We start from the raw sequence: 16,586 nt of genomic DNA on the forward strand, positions 1-16,586 counted from the left end.
GTTGGTCATGAGTCACGTTCTCGCGGCGGTTGCCTGGCCTTACGCCAACGGCCCGCGCCACATCGGCCACGTCTCCGGCTTCGGCGTTCCCTCCGACGTCTTTGCCCGGTACATGCGGATGGCCGGCCACGACGTACTCATGGTCTCCGGCACTGACGAACACGGCACGCCGATCCAGGTGCAGGCCGACGCGGAGGGGGTCACCCCCCGTGAGTTGGCCGACCGATACAACCGGGTGATCGTGACGGATCTGCACGGGCTCGGGCTCTCCTACGACCTGTTCACCCGCACCACCACCGGTAACCACTACGCCGTGGTGCAGGAGCTGTTCGAGGGGATGTACCGCAACGGCTACATCGTGCCGAAGAGCACCATGGGTGCCATCTCGCCGTCCACCGGTCGGACTCTGCCCGATCGCTACATTGAGGGCACCTGCCCGATCTGCGGCTACGAGAACGCCCGCGGCGACCAGTGCGACAGCTGCGGCAACCAGCTCGACCCGATCGACCTGCGAAACCCGAAGTCGAAGATCAACGGGGAGACGCCGAAGTTCGTCGAGACCGAACACTTCTTCCTCGACCTACCGGCGCTCGCCGACGTCCTGGGGCAGTGGTTGGACACGCGGGAAGGCTGGCGGCCGAACGTGCTGCGCTTCTCCAAGAACCTGTTGGACGACCTCCAGCCCCGGGCGATCACCCGGGACCTGGAGTGGGGCGTGCCGGTCCCGCTCGACGGCTGGCGGGAGCGCGGCGACAAGCGCATCTACGTGTGGTTCGACGCGGTGATCGGCTACCTCTCCGCCTCGATCGAGTGGGCCCGCCGCTCCGGTGACCCACAGGCATGGCGTCGGTGGTGGTCGGCGGATGGGCCGGGCAAGGACGCCCCGAGCCACTACTTCATGGGCAAGGACAACATCGTCTTCCACTCGGTGATCTGGCCGGCGCTGCTCGCCGGCTACTCCGGCGAAGGCTCCCACGACGGGAAGCCGGGCGAGCTGGGTCGGCTGAACCTGCCCACCGAGGTGGTCTCCAGCGAGTTCCTGACCATGGAGGGGCGGAAGTTCTCCTCGTCCCGGCGCGTGGTCATCTACGTCCGCGACTTCCTGGAGCGCTACGACGCCGACGCCTTGCGCTACTTCATCGCGGTGGCCGGGCCGGAGAGCAACGACACCGACTTCACCTGGGCTGAGTTCCTCCGGCGCAACAACGATGAGCTGGTCGCCGGCTGGGGCAACCTGGTCAACCGCTCCATCTCGATGGCCGCGAAGAACTTCGGCGCGATCCCGCCGGTCGACCCGGCCGGGCTCACCGAAGCCGACGAGGCGCTGCTCGCGGTGGCCCGGGCCGGCTTCGACACGGTCGGCGAGCTGATTGGCCGGCACCGGCAGAAGCAGGCGATCGGCGAGGCGATGAAGGTGGTGGCCGAGGCCAACCGCTACCTCTCCGAGCAGGCGCCGTGGAAACTCAAGGGCGAGGCGGACCGGCCGCGGATGGGCACCGTCCTGCACGTCGCCCTCCAGGTGGTCAGCGACGCGAACACGTTGCTCACCCCCTTCCTGCCGCACGCCGCGCAGAAGATCCACCAGCTACTCGGTGGCACCGGGGTGCACGCGCCGATGCCGGTGATCGAGGAGGTGGAGGACCTCGACGGTGGGCCGGCCTACCCGGTGCTGACCGGCGACTACACGGTCGGTGCCCGGTGGGAGTCGGTGCCGTTGGAGGTGGGGCGGGCGCTTGACCCGCCGAAGCCGGTGTTCCGCAAACTCGACCCGTCGATCGTGGACGAGGAGCTGGCCCGCCTGGCGGGCTGAGGTACACCCAGCGGGGGCGTACCCGGTGTGTGATGCTTGCGCCGATGACCGAGCAGACCGAATCCCGTAAGCAGCGTGCGGCCCGGCGGGCCGGAGAGTTCCCGCCGGCGCCCGCGCCGCTGCCCCGACCGGTGCCAGACAGCCACACCCACCTCGACATCACGATCAGCGAGGCCGGGGTCCCGCCGCGCCGTACGTCGACCGCGCAGGCCGTCGGCGTGGGCGCGGCCGGCGGCCCGGCCGCCGGCCCGACCCACACCGCCGGCGGCCCCCGCGCCGTCGGTGACCCGATCCAGGCCGTGGTCGAGGCGGCTGCGGAGGTTGGGGTGGACCGGTTGGTGCAGGTGGGGGTTGACGTCGACTCGTCCCGGTGGGGGGCGGAGATGGCCCAGCGCTACCCGGCGGTCGTCGCCACCGTCGCGCTGCACCCCAATGAGGCGCCCCGGTTGGCGGAACTGGACGAGGCACTGCGCGTCGTCGAGTCGCTGGCCGGCCAGGACCGGGTACGGGGCGTCGGCGAGACCGGGATGGACTTCTTCCGCACCGGTGAGCAGGGGCGTGCCGCGCAGGAGGTGAGCTTCCGGGCCCACATCGACATCGCCAAGCGGTACGGCCGGACCCTGGTGGTGCACGACCGCGACGCGCATGACGACGTGTTGCGGATCCTGGACGACGAGGGCGCTCCGGAGACGGTGGTGATGCACTGTTTCTCCGGTGACGCCGAGTTCGCCCGCGCCTGCGTGCGCCGCGGCTACCTGCTCAGCTTCGCCGGCACCGTCACCTTCAGCAGCGCCACGGCGCTGCGGGAGGCCGCCGCGGTGACCCCGCTGGATCACCTCCTGGTGGAGACGGACGCGCCGTATCTCACCCCGGTGCCGCACCGGGGCCGGCCCAACGCGTCGTACCTGATCCCGCTCACCGTCCGCTCGCTCGCCGCCACCACCGGCAGCGACCTGGACGAGCTCTGCGCGGCCCTCTCCCGTACCGGTGAGCGGGCCTTCGGCCCCTGGTGACGGCGGGGCTGGCGAGATTGGGCCGGAGGTGGCGGGCCCCTGCCCGGGGCACCCCGGCGTCCACCTACGCTAGCGGGCGTGACCGGTCTCCTCGGCCCGGCGGAGATCCGGGACCTCGCCACCCGCCTCGGCGTCGCTCCCACGAAGCGGCTCGGCCAGAACTTTGTCCATGACCCCAACACGGTGCGGCGGATCGTCACCACCGCCGGCCTGACCGACCAGGACGTGGTGCTGGAGGTCGGGCCGGGCCTCGGCTCGCTCACCCTCGCGCTGCTGCCGGCCGCCGCGCACGTGCACGCCGTCGAGATCGACCCGGTCCTCGCCGCCGCCCTGCCGGAGACCGCCGCCCGGCACGCCGGTGCCGCCGCCGACCGGCTCTCCGTGCACCGCGCCGACGCGCTCCGGGTCACTGCTGGGCAGCTCGCCGATCCCGCGCCGACCGCGTTGGTCGCCAACCTGCCCTACAACGTCGCCGTACCGGTGGTGTTGCACCTGCTCGCCGAGTTGCCGACGCTGCGGCACGGCCTGGTCATGGTGCAGAAGGAGGTCGCCGATCGGCTCGTCGCCGGCCCCGGTTCCCGGGTGTACGGCGTGCCGTCGGTCAAACTCGCCTGGTACGCCCACGTCCACGCTGCCGGGAAGGTGCCGCCGAACGTGTTCTGGCCGGTGCCGAACGTCGACTCCGGGTTGGTCGCCTTCACCCGTCGTGAACCGCCGGGCGTGGGTGGTTCCCGGGAGCGGGTCTTCGCGGTGGTGGATGCCGCGTTCGCCCAGCGTCGCAAGACCCTTCGGGCGGCGCTGGCCGGGTGGGCCGGTGGTGCGGACCGGGCGGCCGCGGTGCTCTCCGCCGCCGGAGTGGATCCCGGCGCCCGTGGGGAGGCGCTCCCGGTCGAGCAGTTCGCCGCGATCGCCGCGTCGGCCCCGGCCGCCTCCGACCGGGCAGTAGGCTGACGCCGTGCTCGCCGAGGAAGTACGAGAAACCACGCCGCTGCCCCCGCCCGTCGCACCCGGGACGGGGAGCCAGGATTCGGTCTGGGACACCATCCCGTGACCGAGGCATGGCGGCCGGAGGATGACGAACCGCGAGGTGTCAGCGGGCCGGTCCGGGTACGAGTCCCCGCCAAGATCAATCTGCATCTGGGGGTGGGGCCGCTACGCCGGGACGGCTACCACGAGCTCAACACCGTCTACCACGCGATCTCCATTTACGACGAGTTGACCGCCCGTCGAGGCGACACCCTGACCCTGACGATGGAGGGTGAGGGGACCGGCGAGTTGGCCCTGGACGAGTCAAATCTGGTCGTCCGGGCCGCCCGGGCCCTCGCCAGCTCCGCTGGCGTGGCGCCGCACGCTCGGCTGCACCTGCGTAAGCAGATCCCACTGGCCGGTGGGCTCGCCGGGGGCAGTGCCGACGCCGCCGCCGCGCTGGTCGCCTGCGATGCCCTCTGGGGGACCGGGCTCTCCCGCGACGAACTGGCGGAGATCGCCGCCAGCCTCGGTTCCGACGTGCCGTTCCTGATTCACGGGGGCACCGCGCTCGGCACCGGCCGGGGCGAGGCGGTCAGCCCAGTACTGGCCCGACCGACCGTCTGGCACTGGGTCGTCGCGGTCGCCGACGGCGGCCTCTCCACGCCGGTCGCGTACCAGGAACTCGATCGGCTCCGCGAGGCCGGGGCCGCCGGCCCCCCGCTCGGCAGCGCCGACACCCTCCTCGCCGCTCTACGGCAGCCCGACCCCCGAGTGCTCGCCGCGGCCCTCGGCAACGATCTCCAGGACGCCGCGCTCGCCCTGCGGCCGTCCCTGGCCGCCACCCTGAAGGCGGGCGAGGCGGCGGGGGCGCTCGCCGGCATCGTCTCCGGCTCCGGGCCGACCTGTGTCTTCCTCGCCGCCGGAGCGGCCGACGCGGAGCGGATCGCCACCGAGTTGGACGCCCTCGACGTGTGCCGACAGGCGCGCACCGCGCACGGCCCGGTCGCTGGGGCCCGGATCGGCTGACCGTCCCCGGCGCCGGCCGCCGGGTGCCCGCGTACCCTTGCCTCGGGCGTCCTTGGCTGCCGATCCGGTGCCGGGCGCCCTGACCATGGAAGGGGTGTAGTGGCCAACATCGTCAACCTGGACCGGGTGTCCAAGGGCTACGGCGCTGCCGGGCCGCTGCTCACCGATGTCTCGCTCGGTCTCGACGACGCCGACCGGATCGGTGTGGTGGGGCTCAACGGCGCCGGCAAATCCACCCTGCTGCGCCTGCTTACTCGGCAGGAGGAGCCGGATGACGGCCGGGTGACCCACCGTCGCGACCTACGCGTCGCGGGGTTGCCGCAGGCCCTGCAGCTCGCCCCCGATGCGACCGTCCGAGACGTGGTCCTCGGCACCGCATGGCTGGCCGAGGGGATGGGTGCCGAGCACGAGTGGGCCGGCGACGCTGGAGTCCGGAAGGTCCTCGACGGCCTCGGGATGCCGTACCTCGGCCTCGACGCTCCGGTCGGCCCGATGTCCGGCGGCGAGCGTCGGCGGGTCGCCCTGGCCGCGCTGCTGGTCCGCGACGCCGACCTGCTGATCCTCGACGAACCCACCAACCACCTTGATGTCGGTGGCATCGACTGGCTGGCCCGGCACCTACTCACCCGCCGGGGTGCGCTGGTCGTGGTCACCCACGACCGGTGGTTCCTCGACGCCGTCTGCACCACCACCTGGGAGGTCGCCGACCAGACCGTCCGGGCGTACGAGGGCGGCTTCGCCGCCTGGACCCTCGCCCGTGTCGAACGGGAGCGGGTCGCCGCCGCCACCGAGGCGCGTCGCCAGAACCTGCTCCGCAAGGAGATCGCCTGGCTGCGCCGCGGCCCGCCGGCCCGCACATCCAAGCCGAAGTTCCGCATCGACGCGGCGAACGCGCTGATCGCCGACGTTCCGCCGCCGCGGGACAGCATGTCGCTGCAGCGGCTCGCCACCGCCCGGCTCGGCAAGCAGGTGTACGACCTGGAGCACGTCCGGTTGGACGCGGGGCCGAAGGAGATCCTGCGCGACCTCACCTGGCAGGTCGGTCCCGGGGACCGGATCGCCGTCCTCGGCCGCAACGGCGCCGGCAAGACCACGCTGCTGCGGATGCTCGCCGGCGTCACCCGCCCGGACCGCGGCCGGTTCGTGGCCGGTTCCACCGTGCGCCCCGCGTTCCTCTCCCAGGAACTCGCCGAGCTCCCCGGCCAGCTGCGCGTTCTCGAGGCGGTCGAGGAGGTCGCCCGCCGGGTCCGGCTGGGTGACCGAGAGATCTCCGCCGCCCAGCTCGCCGAGGTCTTCGGTTTCGACGACCGCCGGCTCTGGACCCCGGTGGCTGATCTCTCTGGTGGAGAGCGGCGGCGGCTGCAGCTGCTGCGACTGCTCGCCGGTGAGCCGAATGTGCTCCTGCTGGATGAGCCCACCAACGACCTGGACACCGACACTCTCGCCGCGCTCGAGGATCTGCTCGACTCCTGGCCTGGCGTGATCATCGTGGCTAGCCACGACCGGTACCTGGTGGAACGAGTCGCCGACACCGTGTACGGCATGTTCGGTGACGGCGAGTTGGTGCATCTGCCCGGCGGGGTTGACGAGTACCTGGTTCGGGCCACCGACGGCGGCCGTCCGGCACCGGCGACCGGTGGTGGGCCGGCGCCCGCGAAGGCGAGCGGGATGTCTGCCGCCCAGGTCCGCCAGGCCCGCAAGGAGCTGGCCCGGCTCGAGCGGCAGGTCGGTCGGCTGGAGCAGCGGGAGGCGGAGCTGCTCGACCAGCTGGCCGCGAACGCGACCGACTACGCGCGGGTCGCTGAGCTGGATAGCCAGCTCAAGGAGGTCCGGGGTGAGCGGGAACAGATCGAACAGGCCTGGCTGACGCTCGCCGACGAGATTCCGAGCGACTGACCGTCGCTGCGCCGCGGCACGCCGGGACCGTGTGCGGCGTCACACCGGCCAGTACGCGACAATCGGCGCCGACCCTCACCGTAACGTCGTTGGAGACTCAGCCATGGCCCACACCCCCGTGAACCACCCCGCGCGGCCGATCTACCGGGCGATCGGCGGGCTGACCGGCCTGTACCTGGTCGCCTTCGGCGTGCTCGGCCTCGCCGCGACCGTCGGCGACGAGCTCTTGGCCCAGAGCGACACCGCGGTGCTCGGTCAGGGCACGAACCTTGGTTTCTCGTTGCTCAGCGTGCTGCTCGGTGGCGCCGTGCTGGCCGGTACGGCGATCGGCCGCAACGTCGATGTGTTGATCAATCAGGGGCTGGGGTACGTGGGTATCGTGCTCAGCCTCGCTGGCCTCGCCTTCCTCCGGACCGAGGCGAATATCTTCAACTTCAGCATCGCCACCATCCTCGTGCTGATGGTGGTCGGCCTGGTCCTGCTCATGGTCGGGATGTACGGCAAGGTCGGCACCGACGCGGAGCAGGAGGCCTGGCAGCAGGCGCGGCTGGTGCTCTGACCGTCGTCTCCGGAACGGAGCCCGCCACGCCCAACGAGGTGCGGCGGGCTCCGTGGCGCTTGCGCCTACCGGTCGATTCGCCGTACGCGCGGCTCCGGCCCGGGTGACAATGACCCCTGGCTGTCGTCGATCGGTCGGAGGGCGTCATGGCGCACATCCCGCTGAACCATCCGGCGCGGCCGATCTACCGGGTCCTTGCCGGGCTGATCGGTCTCTACATCCTGGTCTTCGGTGTTTGGGGCACCGCGCAGACGCTGGGCGACCCGCTCTTCGACCGGGACGGAGAATGGGTGCTTGGCCTCCGCACCAACCTCGCCTTCGCGCTGGCCTCGGTGGTCTTCGGCGCTTTCCTCCTGGTGGGGGCGTCCCGGCGGGGCAATCTCGGCCACTACATGAACCTGATCGCCGGGGCCGTCTTCTTGGTGACCAGCGTCCTGATGATGTCGGTGCTGCAGACCTCGGCCAACTTTCTCAGCTTCTCGATGTCGACCGTGATCGTGTCGATGCTCTTCGGCCTGATCCTGCTCGGCACCGGCCTCTACGACAAGGTCGGGCCGGTGGAGCCCGCCGAGACGGAGCAGGACGGCTCCGGTGGTCCGGTCGCCGACCCCAACCGGTCCTGACTCAGCGTCCGCGGAGGGTGATCAGGCCCGGCTTCGCCTCAAGGTGGGACAGGCCGTTCCAGGCCAGGTTCACCAGGTGCGCCGCCACCGTCTCCTTGCGGGGCCGGCGTACCTCCAGCCACCAGCGGCCGGTCAGCGCCACCATTCCCACCAGGGCCTGGGCGTAGAGTTCGGCGAGCTTCGGGTCGTACCCGCGGCTGGAGAACTCGGCGCCGAGGATGTGCTCCACCTGGTGCGCGACATCATTCATGACGCTGCTGAAGTTGCCCGTCGACGACATCAGGGGTGACTCCCGGACCAACACCCGGAACCCGCTGGTCTCCTCCTCGATGTACGTGAGCAGGGTCAGCGCGGCCTGTTCGAGTAGTTCCTGTGGGTGGCCGGCGGTCAGGGCGGTGGTGATCCGGTCGAGCAGGCTGCGGACCTCCCGGTCCACCACCACCGCGTACAGCCCCTCCTTGCCGCCGAAGTGCTCGTACACCACCGGTTTGGAGACCTTCGCCCGAGCCGCCACCTCCTCGATCGAGGTGGCGTCGAAGCCGCGTTCGGCGAAGAGCTGGCGTGCGGTCGCGATGAGTTGTTCGCGTCGCTGCGCCGCAGACATGCGTACCCGTGGGGTCTTTCTGGCTGCTGCGGCTCCCCGTCGCCGACCGGGGGTGTGGTCGCTGCCCAGGCCATCCATCATGTCGTCACCTCATCGGCGCTCGGTGCCGTCCAGTCGTGGGGTCGAGCCGGTCACCGGCCATTCCTGTTCTGGGGCCTGGCCGGTCACCGGCCATCCTGCCAGGTCGGCTCAGGCGCTCCGCCCCGGCGACGCTCAGACGGCCGGGACCAGCGCCGCTGCCGCTGCGCACCGCACCGCCGCGCGGCCCGCACTGACCCCACCACCCGGTTGGCCCGCAAGTGGGGGCGACTATCGTGGTTTTCGGTAATCCGACATGCGGTCGGGCGCCGTCCGGGCGGATCGCAGGTATGATCACCGAGCTGTTCCGGATCGTAGGTCTGCCCGACTGCGCCTTCGGACGACATGGCGATGGGGTGTGGGGTAACGGCAACCCGCAGGCCTTTGGAGCCTTGAGCTCCTGGTTCGAATCCAGGCACCCCAGCTCATGCCACCGGGCAGCATTGTGAAGGCCCCGCCGATGCCGCGTTGATGTCTGGTTAGCATGACCGCGAGACTGTCGCCGCACCGACGGGAGCCCTTCCGTGTCCCAGCAGCCCCTTCCTCGTACAGTCGTCGTGCTCGCCGCTGGTGCGGGTAAGCGGATGAAGTCCGGGCTGCCCAAGGTGCTGCACCCACTGCTTGGCCGTACGCTCGTCGGCCACGTGCTCAGCGCTGCCGAGCCGCTCGCCGCCGACCGCACCGTGGTGGTGGTCGGCCACGGGGCGGACCAGGTCCGGACCCACCTGGCGGAGATCGCCCCGCAGGCCCTCCCGGTGCTCCAGGCCGAACAGCTCGGCACCGGGCACGCGGTGCGGGTCGCGTTGGCCGCCGTCCCGGAATCCACTGGCACCGTGGTGGTGACATATGGGGACGCACCGCTGCTCCGGCCGGAGACCCTCGGCGGGTTGGTCGCAGCGCACGAGCGGTCGGGTGCCGCCGCGACGGTGCTGGCCGCGGAGGTGCCCGACCCGACCGGGCTCGGCCGGATCGTGCGGGATGCCGACGGTCAGCTCCAGCAGATCGTGGAGCAGCGCGACACGACCCCCGACCAGCGGGAGATTCGGGAGATCAACGCCGGTATCTACGCGTTCGACGCGGACCTGCTGCGGGACGCGCTCGGCAAGCTGTCGACCGACAACGCCCAGGGCGAGGAGTACCTGACCGACGTCTTCGGCCTGCTGCGGTCGGCGGGCGAGCCGGTGGCGGTGCACGTAGCGCCGGACCACATCGAGACGCTGGGCTGCAACGACCGGGTGGAGTTGGCCGGGCTGCGGCGACTGCTGCGCAACCGGGTCAACGAGGCCTGGATGCGCAGCGGGGTCAGCCTGCTCGACCCGGAGACCACCTGGATCGACGTGACCGTGGCGCTGGAGCGGGACGCGGTGGTCGATCAGAACACGCAGCTCCGGGGCGCCACCGTGATCGGTGCCGGTGCGCAGGTCGGCCCGGACGTCACGTTGGTGGACACCCTGGTCGGGCCCGGCGCCACCGTGGTACGCAGCCACGCGGTCGGAGCGGAGATCGGCCCGGCGGCCAGCGTCGGCCCGTACGCGTATCTGCGGCCGGCAGCGCGGCTGGCGGAGAAGTCGAAGGTGGGCACCTTCGTCGAGGTGAAGAACTCCGAGGTCGGCGTGGGGTCGAAGGTCCCGCACCTGACCTACGTCGGGGACGCCACGATCGGCGAGCAGAGCAATATCGGCGCGGCGACCGTGTTCGTGAACTACGACGGGGTACGCAAGCACCGTACGGTCATCGGCGACCACGCTCGTACCGGTGCGGACAACATGTTCGTGGCGCCGGTCGAGGTCGGCGACGGGGCGTACACGGCGGCCGGTTCCGTGATTGACCAGGACGTGCCCGCCGGGGCGATGGCGGTGGCCCGGTCGCGGCAGCGCAACATCGAAGGCTGGGTGGTCAAGCGACGGGCCGGCACCGCCGCCGCGGAGGCAGCCAAGCGCGTCGGGCGGGCCGGTGTAGCGGGAGTGTCTTCCGGGGCGACGGCAAGTGAAGGTGAGGCAATGCACGCGGGGGCCGAGCCGGCGGGTGGGGCACACGGCACCGGGGATACTGCAACCGACTAGCCCCGGCCCACCACCGCGCCGGGCACCACCAACCAACAGGAGCAGACGGGCCATGGGCAGCATCGTCGCCGAAAACCGCAAGAGCCTGATGCTCTTCTCCGGGCGTGGCTTTCCGGAGTTAGCCAAGGAGATCGGCGAGGTGCTCGGGGTCGCCCCGACACCGGCCGACGCCTACGATTTCGCCAACGGTGAGATTTTCGTCCGCTACAAGGACTCGGTGCGTGGTTCGGACGCCTTCGTGGTGCAGTCCGTTACGCACGGGGTCAACACCTGGGTCATGGAGACCCTGATCATGATCGACGCGTTGAAGCGTGGGTCGGCCAAGCGGATCACCGTGGTCCTGCCCTTCTACCCGTACTCGCGGCAGGACAAGAAGCACCGCGGCCGGGAGCCGATCTCGGGCCGGCTGATCGCGGACCTGTTGAAGACCGCCGGCGCGAACCGGATCCTCACTGTGGATCTGCACACCGCCCAGATCCAGGGCTTCTTCGACGGCCCGGTGGACCACCTCTTCGCGATGGACGTGCTCGCCGAGGAGGTGGAGCGTCGGTACGCCGGACGCCCGATGACGGTGGTCGCCCCGGATTCGGGTCGGGTTCGGGTCGCCGAGCGGTGGACCGACCGGTTGGGTGGTTGCCCGCTGGCGTTCATTCACAAGACTCGGGATCCGTCCAAGCCGAACCAGGTGGTGGCGAACCGGGTGGTTGGTGAGGTCGAGGGTCGGGTCTGCCTGATCGTTGACGACATGATCGACACGGGTGGCACGATCACCAAGGCTGCGGAGATCCTTAAGGAGCTGGGTGCGGCCGAGATCATCGTCGCTTCTACCCACGCGCTCTTCTCGGATCCGGCGACCGAGCGGCTGAAGAACAGCCCGATCAGCGAGGTACTGGTGACGAACACGTTGCCGCTGCCGCCGGAGAAGCAGCTCGACAAGGTCACCGTCTTGTCGATCGCACCGCTGCTGGCCCGGGCGATCCGTGAGGTCTTCGACGACGGCTCGGTGACCACCCTCTTCGGTGGCCTGAGCTGAGTTGCGCGGTCGAAGCCCGGTTCGGGGTGGTTACCACCGGCGGACCGGGCTTCTCCGTCAGCATCGGCGCGCTGTTGGGACGCTTCGGCAGGAGCGGTGTGAAACCGGGGTGCCGCCGGAGTGGGCGGATCGCCTTCGGGTAGACTAGTGCGGTTGCCACGGCGAGGGTGCCCTGCGGGCCGCTGACCAGGACCGCATGGAGGCGCCGTCATCGACGCGGCGCTCCTAGGCGGTCGGTCATGACGCAGGAGCCCCAGCGAGCCCCTCGCCCGGCACCGAGACGACCATCGCCGCAGCGAAGCATCAGGAGTTTCCCCGTGTCCGAGGTAAAGATCAGCGCCGAGCCCCGTACCGAGTTTGGCAAGGGTGGTGCCCGTCGTACCCGCCGGGCCGGCAAGGTGCCTGCCGTGCTGTACGGCCATGGCGAGAAGCCCAAGCACATCGCGCTGCCGGCCCGTGAGTTCGCTGCGGCGATCCGGCGCGGTGGCGCCAACCAGCTCTTCACGATCGACATCAGCGACGGCACGCAGGTGCTGGCCCTGCCGAAGGCGATCCAGCGGGATCCGATCAAGGACACCTTTGAGCACGTGGACCTGCTGCTGGTCCGCCGTGGCGAGCAGGTCACCGTTGAGGTTCCGGTGCAGCTGGTCGGGGAGGCCGCGAAGGGCACGCTGATCGTGCACGACCACGACAGCGTCTCGGTGACCGCTGACGCCACCAACGTGCCGGACCACCTCGACGCCACCATTGAGGGCCTGGCCGCGGGTACGCAGGTGGCCGCCGCCGACGTGGAACTGCCGGCCGGAGTCGAGTTGGCCACCGACCCGGAGCTGCCGGTCGCCGCGGTGACCGCCGCCCCGACCGAAGAGCAGCTTGAGGCCACGCTGCCGGAGGTGGAGGAGGCCGCTGCCGAGGCCGAGGCCGAGGTCGGCGAGGTCACCGAGGGCTCGGAGGGCGCCGAGGCCGCAGCTCCGGCCGCCGAGCAGGAGACGGGTGCCGAGGCGAAGGCCGAGGCCTGATCGTTCGCTGCGTAGGTGCCAGGCGTCCCCGTTCGTCGGGGGCGCCTTTGGCGTATTAGTGGGTGGCACGGGTGCGAGCGGAAGGGGCAGACGGTGGCGGAGGAGACAGGGCCGTGGCTGGTAGTCGGTCTGGGTAACCCCGGTCGGCAGTACGCCGGGAACCGGCACAACGTCGGCTTCCTCGTGGCCGACCTGCTGGGCGGGCGGCTGGGGGCCCGCTTCAGTCGACACAAGCGGGCGATGGCGGAGGTCGCCGAGGGGCGGTTGGGTCTCGGCGGCCCGCGGCTGGTGCTGGTGAAGCCACTGACATATATGAACCTCTCCGGCGCGGCGGCGGCCGGTCTGGCGCAGTTCTACAAGGTGCCACCGACACGGGTGGTGGCTGTCCATGACGAGCTGGATATCCCCTATGGCCAAGTTCGAGTGAAGTGCGGTGGCGGCGAGGGCGGCCACAACGGTCTGCGATCGATGACGAAGTCCCTGGGGACGAAGGAGTACGCCCGGGTGCGGTTCGGGGTCGGCCGGCCGCCGGCGCGGCGGGACCCGGCGGACTTCGTACTGTCGGATTTCGGTACCGTCGAGCGCAAGGAGCTGGATTTCCTGGTGGACCGGGCGGCAGACGTCGTGGAGTCGGTTGTCCAACGTGGGGTGGAACCGACCCAGAACCTCTATCACGGTGTCTGACGGCCGGTTCGGCGATGGTCTCCGCTCCGTTAGGCGGGTGGCGCGGCGACGGGAGTGCGGGATATGAGTAGTCCTCCGATGATCGATGGGGCGTTCGCCCGTTGGTTGGCGGTCCGGGCCGGGCAGGCGCTGGTCAACCTGCGTGACGAGGTGGGCTTCGATGACCCGGGTGCCTTGAAGGCCGCGGGGGATAAGGTCTCGCACGACCTGCTCCGCACTGAACTGGCGACCTGGCGTCCGCAGGATGCGGTCCTGTCGGAGGAGGACGAGGGTTCCCGGCTGGCCTGGGCGGCGGAGGCGGGCGCGTCGACGGCGCGCCGACTGACCAGCGACCGGGTGTGGATCATCGACCCATTGGATGGGACCCGGGAGTTCGCCGAGGCGGGCCGCGTGGACTGGGCGGTGCACGTGGCGCTCTGGGCGCGGAACGCCCCGACGCCGCACGGACTGGTGGCGGGCGCAGTCGGGTTGCCGGCCCAGGATCGGGTACTGGGAACGGATTACCCGCCCGGGTATCCGCCGGCGGCGACCACTGCGGGCGAGCCGACGATCCGGTTGGCCGCCAGTCGCAGTCGCCCCCCGGTCTTCCTCACCGACCTGGCCGCGGAGGTGGGTGCCGAGCTGGTGCCGATGGGTTCGGCCGGTGCGAAGATCGCGGCGGTGATCACCGGTGAGGTGGACGCGTACATCCATGCGGGTGGGCAGTACGAGTGGGATTCGGCAGCCCCGGTGGCGGTGGCGACCGCCGCGGGGCTACATGCTTCCCGAATCGACGGCTCTGCGCTGAAATACAACGAAGCCAACCCGCGCCTGCCAGACCTGTTGATCTGTCGCAAGGATCTCGCCAGCCGGCTGCTTGCGGCATTGCAGCGCCATTGCGGGTAGCCTGAGCGCTACTTCTGGCAAAGCCGACCGGAAAGGTCTGGAAATGAGTGCGGGAATCGAGTCGGTGTCATGACCACGACGGCCGCATACCAGGTGTCCCACCTTGATGCGCTGGAGGCGGAGAGCATCTTCGTGCTGCGCGAGGTGGTCGCGGAGATGGAACGACCGGTGCTGCTCTTCTCCGGCGGCAAGGACTCCATTGTCATGCTGTGGCTGGCGCAGAAGGCGTTCGCCCCGGCTAACATTCCCTTCCCGGTGATGCACGTCGACACTGGGCACAACTTCCCCGAGGTGCTGGAGTACCGGGATCGGCGGGTCGCCGAGCTGGGCCTGCAGCTGGTGGTGGCGAGCGTGCCGGAGGCCCTGGCCAGCGGGCTGGTACGGGAGAGCGCGGACGGCATGCGCAACCGGATCCAGACTCCGGTGCTCCTGGCCGCCGTCGAGCAGCACCGCTTCGACGCGCTCTTCGGCGGCGCCCGTCGGGACGAGGAGAAGGCTCGCGCCAAGGAGCGGGTGTTCAGCTTCCGGGACGAGTTCGGCCAGTGGGATCCGAAGAACCAGCGTCCGGAACTCTGGTCGCTCTACAACGGCCGGCACCAGCCGGGTGAGTCAATCCGGGCGTTCCCACTCTCCAACTGGACCGAGCTGGATGTCTGGCACTACATCGCTCGCGAACGGATCGAGGCTCCCTCGATCTACTACGCGCACGAGCGCGAGGTGATCGAGCGCGACGGGATGCTGTACGCGGTGAACGAGTTTCTCCGCCCCCGCGCCGGTGAGGAGCGGTTCAAGGCCCGGGTCCGCTATCGGACGGTGGGTGACGCCTCCTGCACGGCGGCGGTCCGCTCGGACGCCGACACGGTGGCGAAGGTCATCGAGGAGGTGGCAGCCACCCGGATCACCGAGCGGGGCGCGACCCGCGGTGACGACCGGGTCAGCGAGGCCGCGATGGAGGACCGCAAGCGGGAGGGCTACTTCTGATGACCACCGAGACGAACGCCGAGGTCGGTGCCGATGCGGCGTCCGCCCGCCCGATGGACCTGCTGCGGTTCGCCACCGCCGGCAGCGTGGATGACGGCAAGTCAACCCTGATCGGCCGCCTGCTCTATGACACCCGGTCCCTCTTCTCTGATCAACTCGCCGCGGTGGAGGCGGTCAGCGCGGCCCGGGGCGACGAGTACACCAATCTTGCGCTGCTCACCGACGGACTGCGGGCCGAGCGGGAGCAGGGCATCACGATCGACGTGGCGTACCGCTACTTCGCCACCCCCCGACGGAAGTTCATCATTGCCGACACCCCGGGGCACATTCAGTACACCCGGAATATGGTCACCGGTGCGTCCACAGCCGACCTTGCGCTGATCCTGGTTGATGCTCGTAAGGGTCTGGTGGAGCAGTCCCGTCGGCACGCCTTCCTCTGCTCCCTGCTACGGGTGCCGCACCTGGTCCTCTGCGTCAACAAGATGGACCTGGTGGACTGGTCACGCGAGGTCTACGAGAAGATCGCCGACGAGTTCACCGCATTCGCGGCGAAGCTCGACGCACCCGACCTGACGGTGGTGCCGGTCTCCGCGCTCCACGGCGACAACATCGTCTCCCGGTCGGAGAAGATGCCCTGGTACGAGGGGCCGTCCCTGCTGCACCACCTGGAGCGGGTGCACATCGCCAGCGATCGCAACCTGGTCGACGTGCGCTTCCCGGTGCAGTACGTGATCCGCCCGCAGTCCACCACTGTCACCGACTACCGCGGCTACGCGGGCCAAGTCGCCTCCGGCGTACTCAAGCCCGACGACGAGGTGATGGTGCTGCCGAGCGGTTTCACCAGCCGGATCGCCGCGGTAGAGACCGCCGACGGGCCGGTCCCGGAGGCGTTTCCGCCGATGTCGGTGACCGTACGGCTGACTGACGAGATCGACATTTCCCGGGGCGACATGATCTGTCGACCGAACAATGCCCCGGCCATCGCCCAGGACATCGAGGCGATGGTCTGCTGGATGGACGAGACCCGACCGTTGCAGCTTGGTGGCAGGTACGTGATCAAGCACACCACCCGGTCAGGGCGGGCCATCGTCCGTGGGCTGCACTACCGGTTGGACATCAACTCGCTGCACCGGGATGAGTCGGCGGGGGAGTTGAAGCTCAACGAGATCGGTCGGGTCCGCTTCCGGACGATGGTTCCACTGCTCGTTGACGAGTACCGCCGGAACCGCACCACTGGTGGCTTCGTCGTCATCGATGAGACGACGAACCGGACGGTTGGTGCCGGCATGATCGTCGAGGCGGGCTGACCCACCCGTTCGGAGTGCCCCGGGGCCGCCGCTGAT

The 16,586-nt window shown here is 70.2% G+C and carries 15 protein-coding genes and 1 tRNA gene; 15 read left to right on the forward strand and 1 reads right to left on the reverse strand.

Going from position 1 to position 16,586, the window contains the following annotated elements:
- The first annotated feature begins 7 nt into the window (after nucleotides 1-7).
- The 7 genes from metG (at nucleotide 8) to B116_RS0103445 (ending at nucleotide 7,896) form a co-directional block, all read left to right on the forward strand.
- The gene (gene metG, locus B116_RS0103415) at nucleotides 8-1,810 is read left to right on the forward strand and encodes a methionine--tRNA ligase (RefSeq protein WP_018721268.1); all 1,803 of its coding nucleotides are present in this window, start codon (nucleotides 8-10) and stop codon (nucleotides 1,808-1,810) included.
- Nucleotides 1,811-1,842: 32 nt separating this feature from the next.
- Entirely contained in the window at nucleotides 1,843-2,823 is a 981-nt protein-coding gene (locus tag B116_RS0103420; protein WP_027659215.1) for a TatD family hydrolase, read from the forward strand.
- A gap of 78 nt (nucleotides 2,824-2,901) precedes the next feature.
- Nucleotides 2,902-3,774, forward strand: a complete 873-nt coding sequence (rsmA, locus tag B116_RS0103425) for a 16S rRNA (adenine(1518)-N(6)/adenine(1519)-N(6))-dimethyltransferase RsmA (RefSeq protein WP_018721266.1) — start codon at nucleotides 2,902-2,904, stop codon at nucleotides 3,772-3,774.
- Nucleotides 3,775-3,870: 96 nt separating this feature from the next.
- Entirely contained in the window at nucleotides 3,871-4,818 is a 948-nt protein-coding gene (locus B116_RS0103430; RefSeq protein WP_027659216.1) for a 4-(cytidine 5'-diphospho)-2-C-methyl-D-erythritol kinase, read from the forward strand.
- Between the two features lie 99 nt (nucleotides 4,819-4,917).
- Nucleotides 4,918-6,714 carry an ABC-F family ATP-binding cassette domain-containing protein gene (locus B116_RS0103435; protein ID WP_018721264.1) on the forward strand — a complete coding sequence of 599 codons (1,797 nt, stop codon included), beginning with the start codon at nucleotides 4,918-4,920 and terminating at the stop codon, nucleotides 6,712-6,714.
- Between the two features lie 103 nt (nucleotides 6,715-6,817).
- Nucleotides 6,818-7,273 (forward strand): DUF4383 domain-containing protein, encoded by a 456-nt coding sequence (locus B116_RS0103440; RefSeq protein ID WP_018721263.1) that lies wholly within the window; start codon nucleotides 6,818-6,820, stop codon nucleotides 7,271-7,273.
- Nucleotides 7,274-7,419: 146 nt separating this feature from the next.
- Entirely contained in the window at nucleotides 7,420-7,896 is a 477-nt protein-coding gene (locus tag B116_RS0103445) for a DUF4383 domain-containing protein (RefSeq protein ID WP_027659217.1), read from the forward strand.
- A 1-nt stretch (nucleotide 7,897) separates the two neighbouring features.
- Here the strand turns inward: B116_RS0103445 and B116_RS0103450 are convergent, their stop codons facing one another.
- On the reverse strand, nucleotides 7,898-8,581 hold the full coding sequence (locus tag B116_RS0103450; protein WP_026321526.1) for a TetR/AcrR family transcriptional regulator: 684 nt from the start codon (nucleotides 8,579-8,581) through the stop codon (nucleotides 7,898-7,900).
- Between the two features lie 349 nt (nucleotides 8,582-8,930).
- Between B116_RS0103450 and B116_RS0103455 the strand changes: the two genes are divergently transcribed.
- From B116_RS0103455 to B116_RS0103490, 8 genes are all read left to right on the forward strand, one after another.
- Nucleotides 8,931-9,002: transfer RNA gene (locus B116_RS0103455), tRNA-Gln, on the forward strand.
- A gap of 100 nt (nucleotides 9,003-9,102) precedes the next feature.
- Nucleotides 9,103-10,641 carry a bifunctional UDP-N-acetylglucosamine diphosphorylase/glucosamine-1-phosphate N-acetyltransferase GlmU gene (glmU, locus tag B116_RS0103460; RefSeq protein ID WP_026321525.1) on the forward strand — a complete coding sequence of 513 codons (1,539 nt, stop codon included), beginning with the start codon at nucleotides 9,103-9,105 and terminating at the stop codon, nucleotides 10,639-10,641.
- Nucleotides 10,642-10,693: 52 nt separating this feature from the next.
- The gene (locus B116_RS0103465) at nucleotides 10,694-11,674 is read left to right on the forward strand and encodes a ribose-phosphate diphosphokinase (protein ID WP_018721259.1); all 981 of its coding nucleotides are present in this window, start codon (nucleotides 10,694-10,696) and stop codon (nucleotides 11,672-11,674) included.
- A gap of 317 nt (nucleotides 11,675-11,991) precedes the next feature.
- Entirely contained in the window at nucleotides 11,992-12,693 is a 702-nt protein-coding gene (locus B116_RS0103470; protein WP_018721258.1) for a 50S ribosomal protein L25/general stress protein Ctc, read from the forward strand.
- Between the two features lie 93 nt (nucleotides 12,694-12,786).
- Nucleotides 12,787-13,377 carry an aminoacyl-tRNA hydrolase gene (pth, locus tag B116_RS0103475; protein WP_018721257.1) on the forward strand — a complete coding sequence of 197 codons (591 nt, stop codon included), beginning with the start codon at nucleotides 12,787-12,789 and terminating at the stop codon, nucleotides 13,375-13,377.
- Between the two features lie 63 nt (nucleotides 13,378-13,440).
- On the forward strand, nucleotides 13,441-14,262 hold the full coding sequence (locus B116_RS0103480) for an inositol monophosphatase family protein (RefSeq protein ID WP_027659218.1): 822 nt from the start codon (nucleotides 13,441-13,443) through the stop codon (nucleotides 14,260-14,262).
- Nucleotides 14,263-14,331: 69 nt separating this feature from the next.
- Nucleotides 14,332-15,243 carry a sulfate adenylyltransferase subunit CysD gene (cysD, locus tag B116_RS0103485; protein WP_018721255.1) on the forward strand — a complete coding sequence of 304 codons (912 nt, stop codon included), beginning with the start codon at nucleotides 14,332-14,334 and terminating at the stop codon, nucleotides 15,241-15,243.
- Entirely contained in the window at nucleotides 15,243-16,550 is a 1,308-nt protein-coding gene (locus B116_RS0103490; protein ID WP_027659219.1) for a sulfate adenylyltransferase subunit 1, read from the forward strand. Before cysD ends, B116_RS0103490 begins: the two co-directional genes overlap by 1 nt.
- The last annotated feature ends 36 nt before the right edge of the window (nucleotides 16,551-16,586 follow it).

It is taken from the genome of Salinispora fenicalii (assembly GCF_000514815.1).
Lineage (GTDB): Bacteria > Actinomycetota > Actinomycetes > Mycobacteriales > Micromonosporaceae > Micromonospora > Micromonospora fenicalii.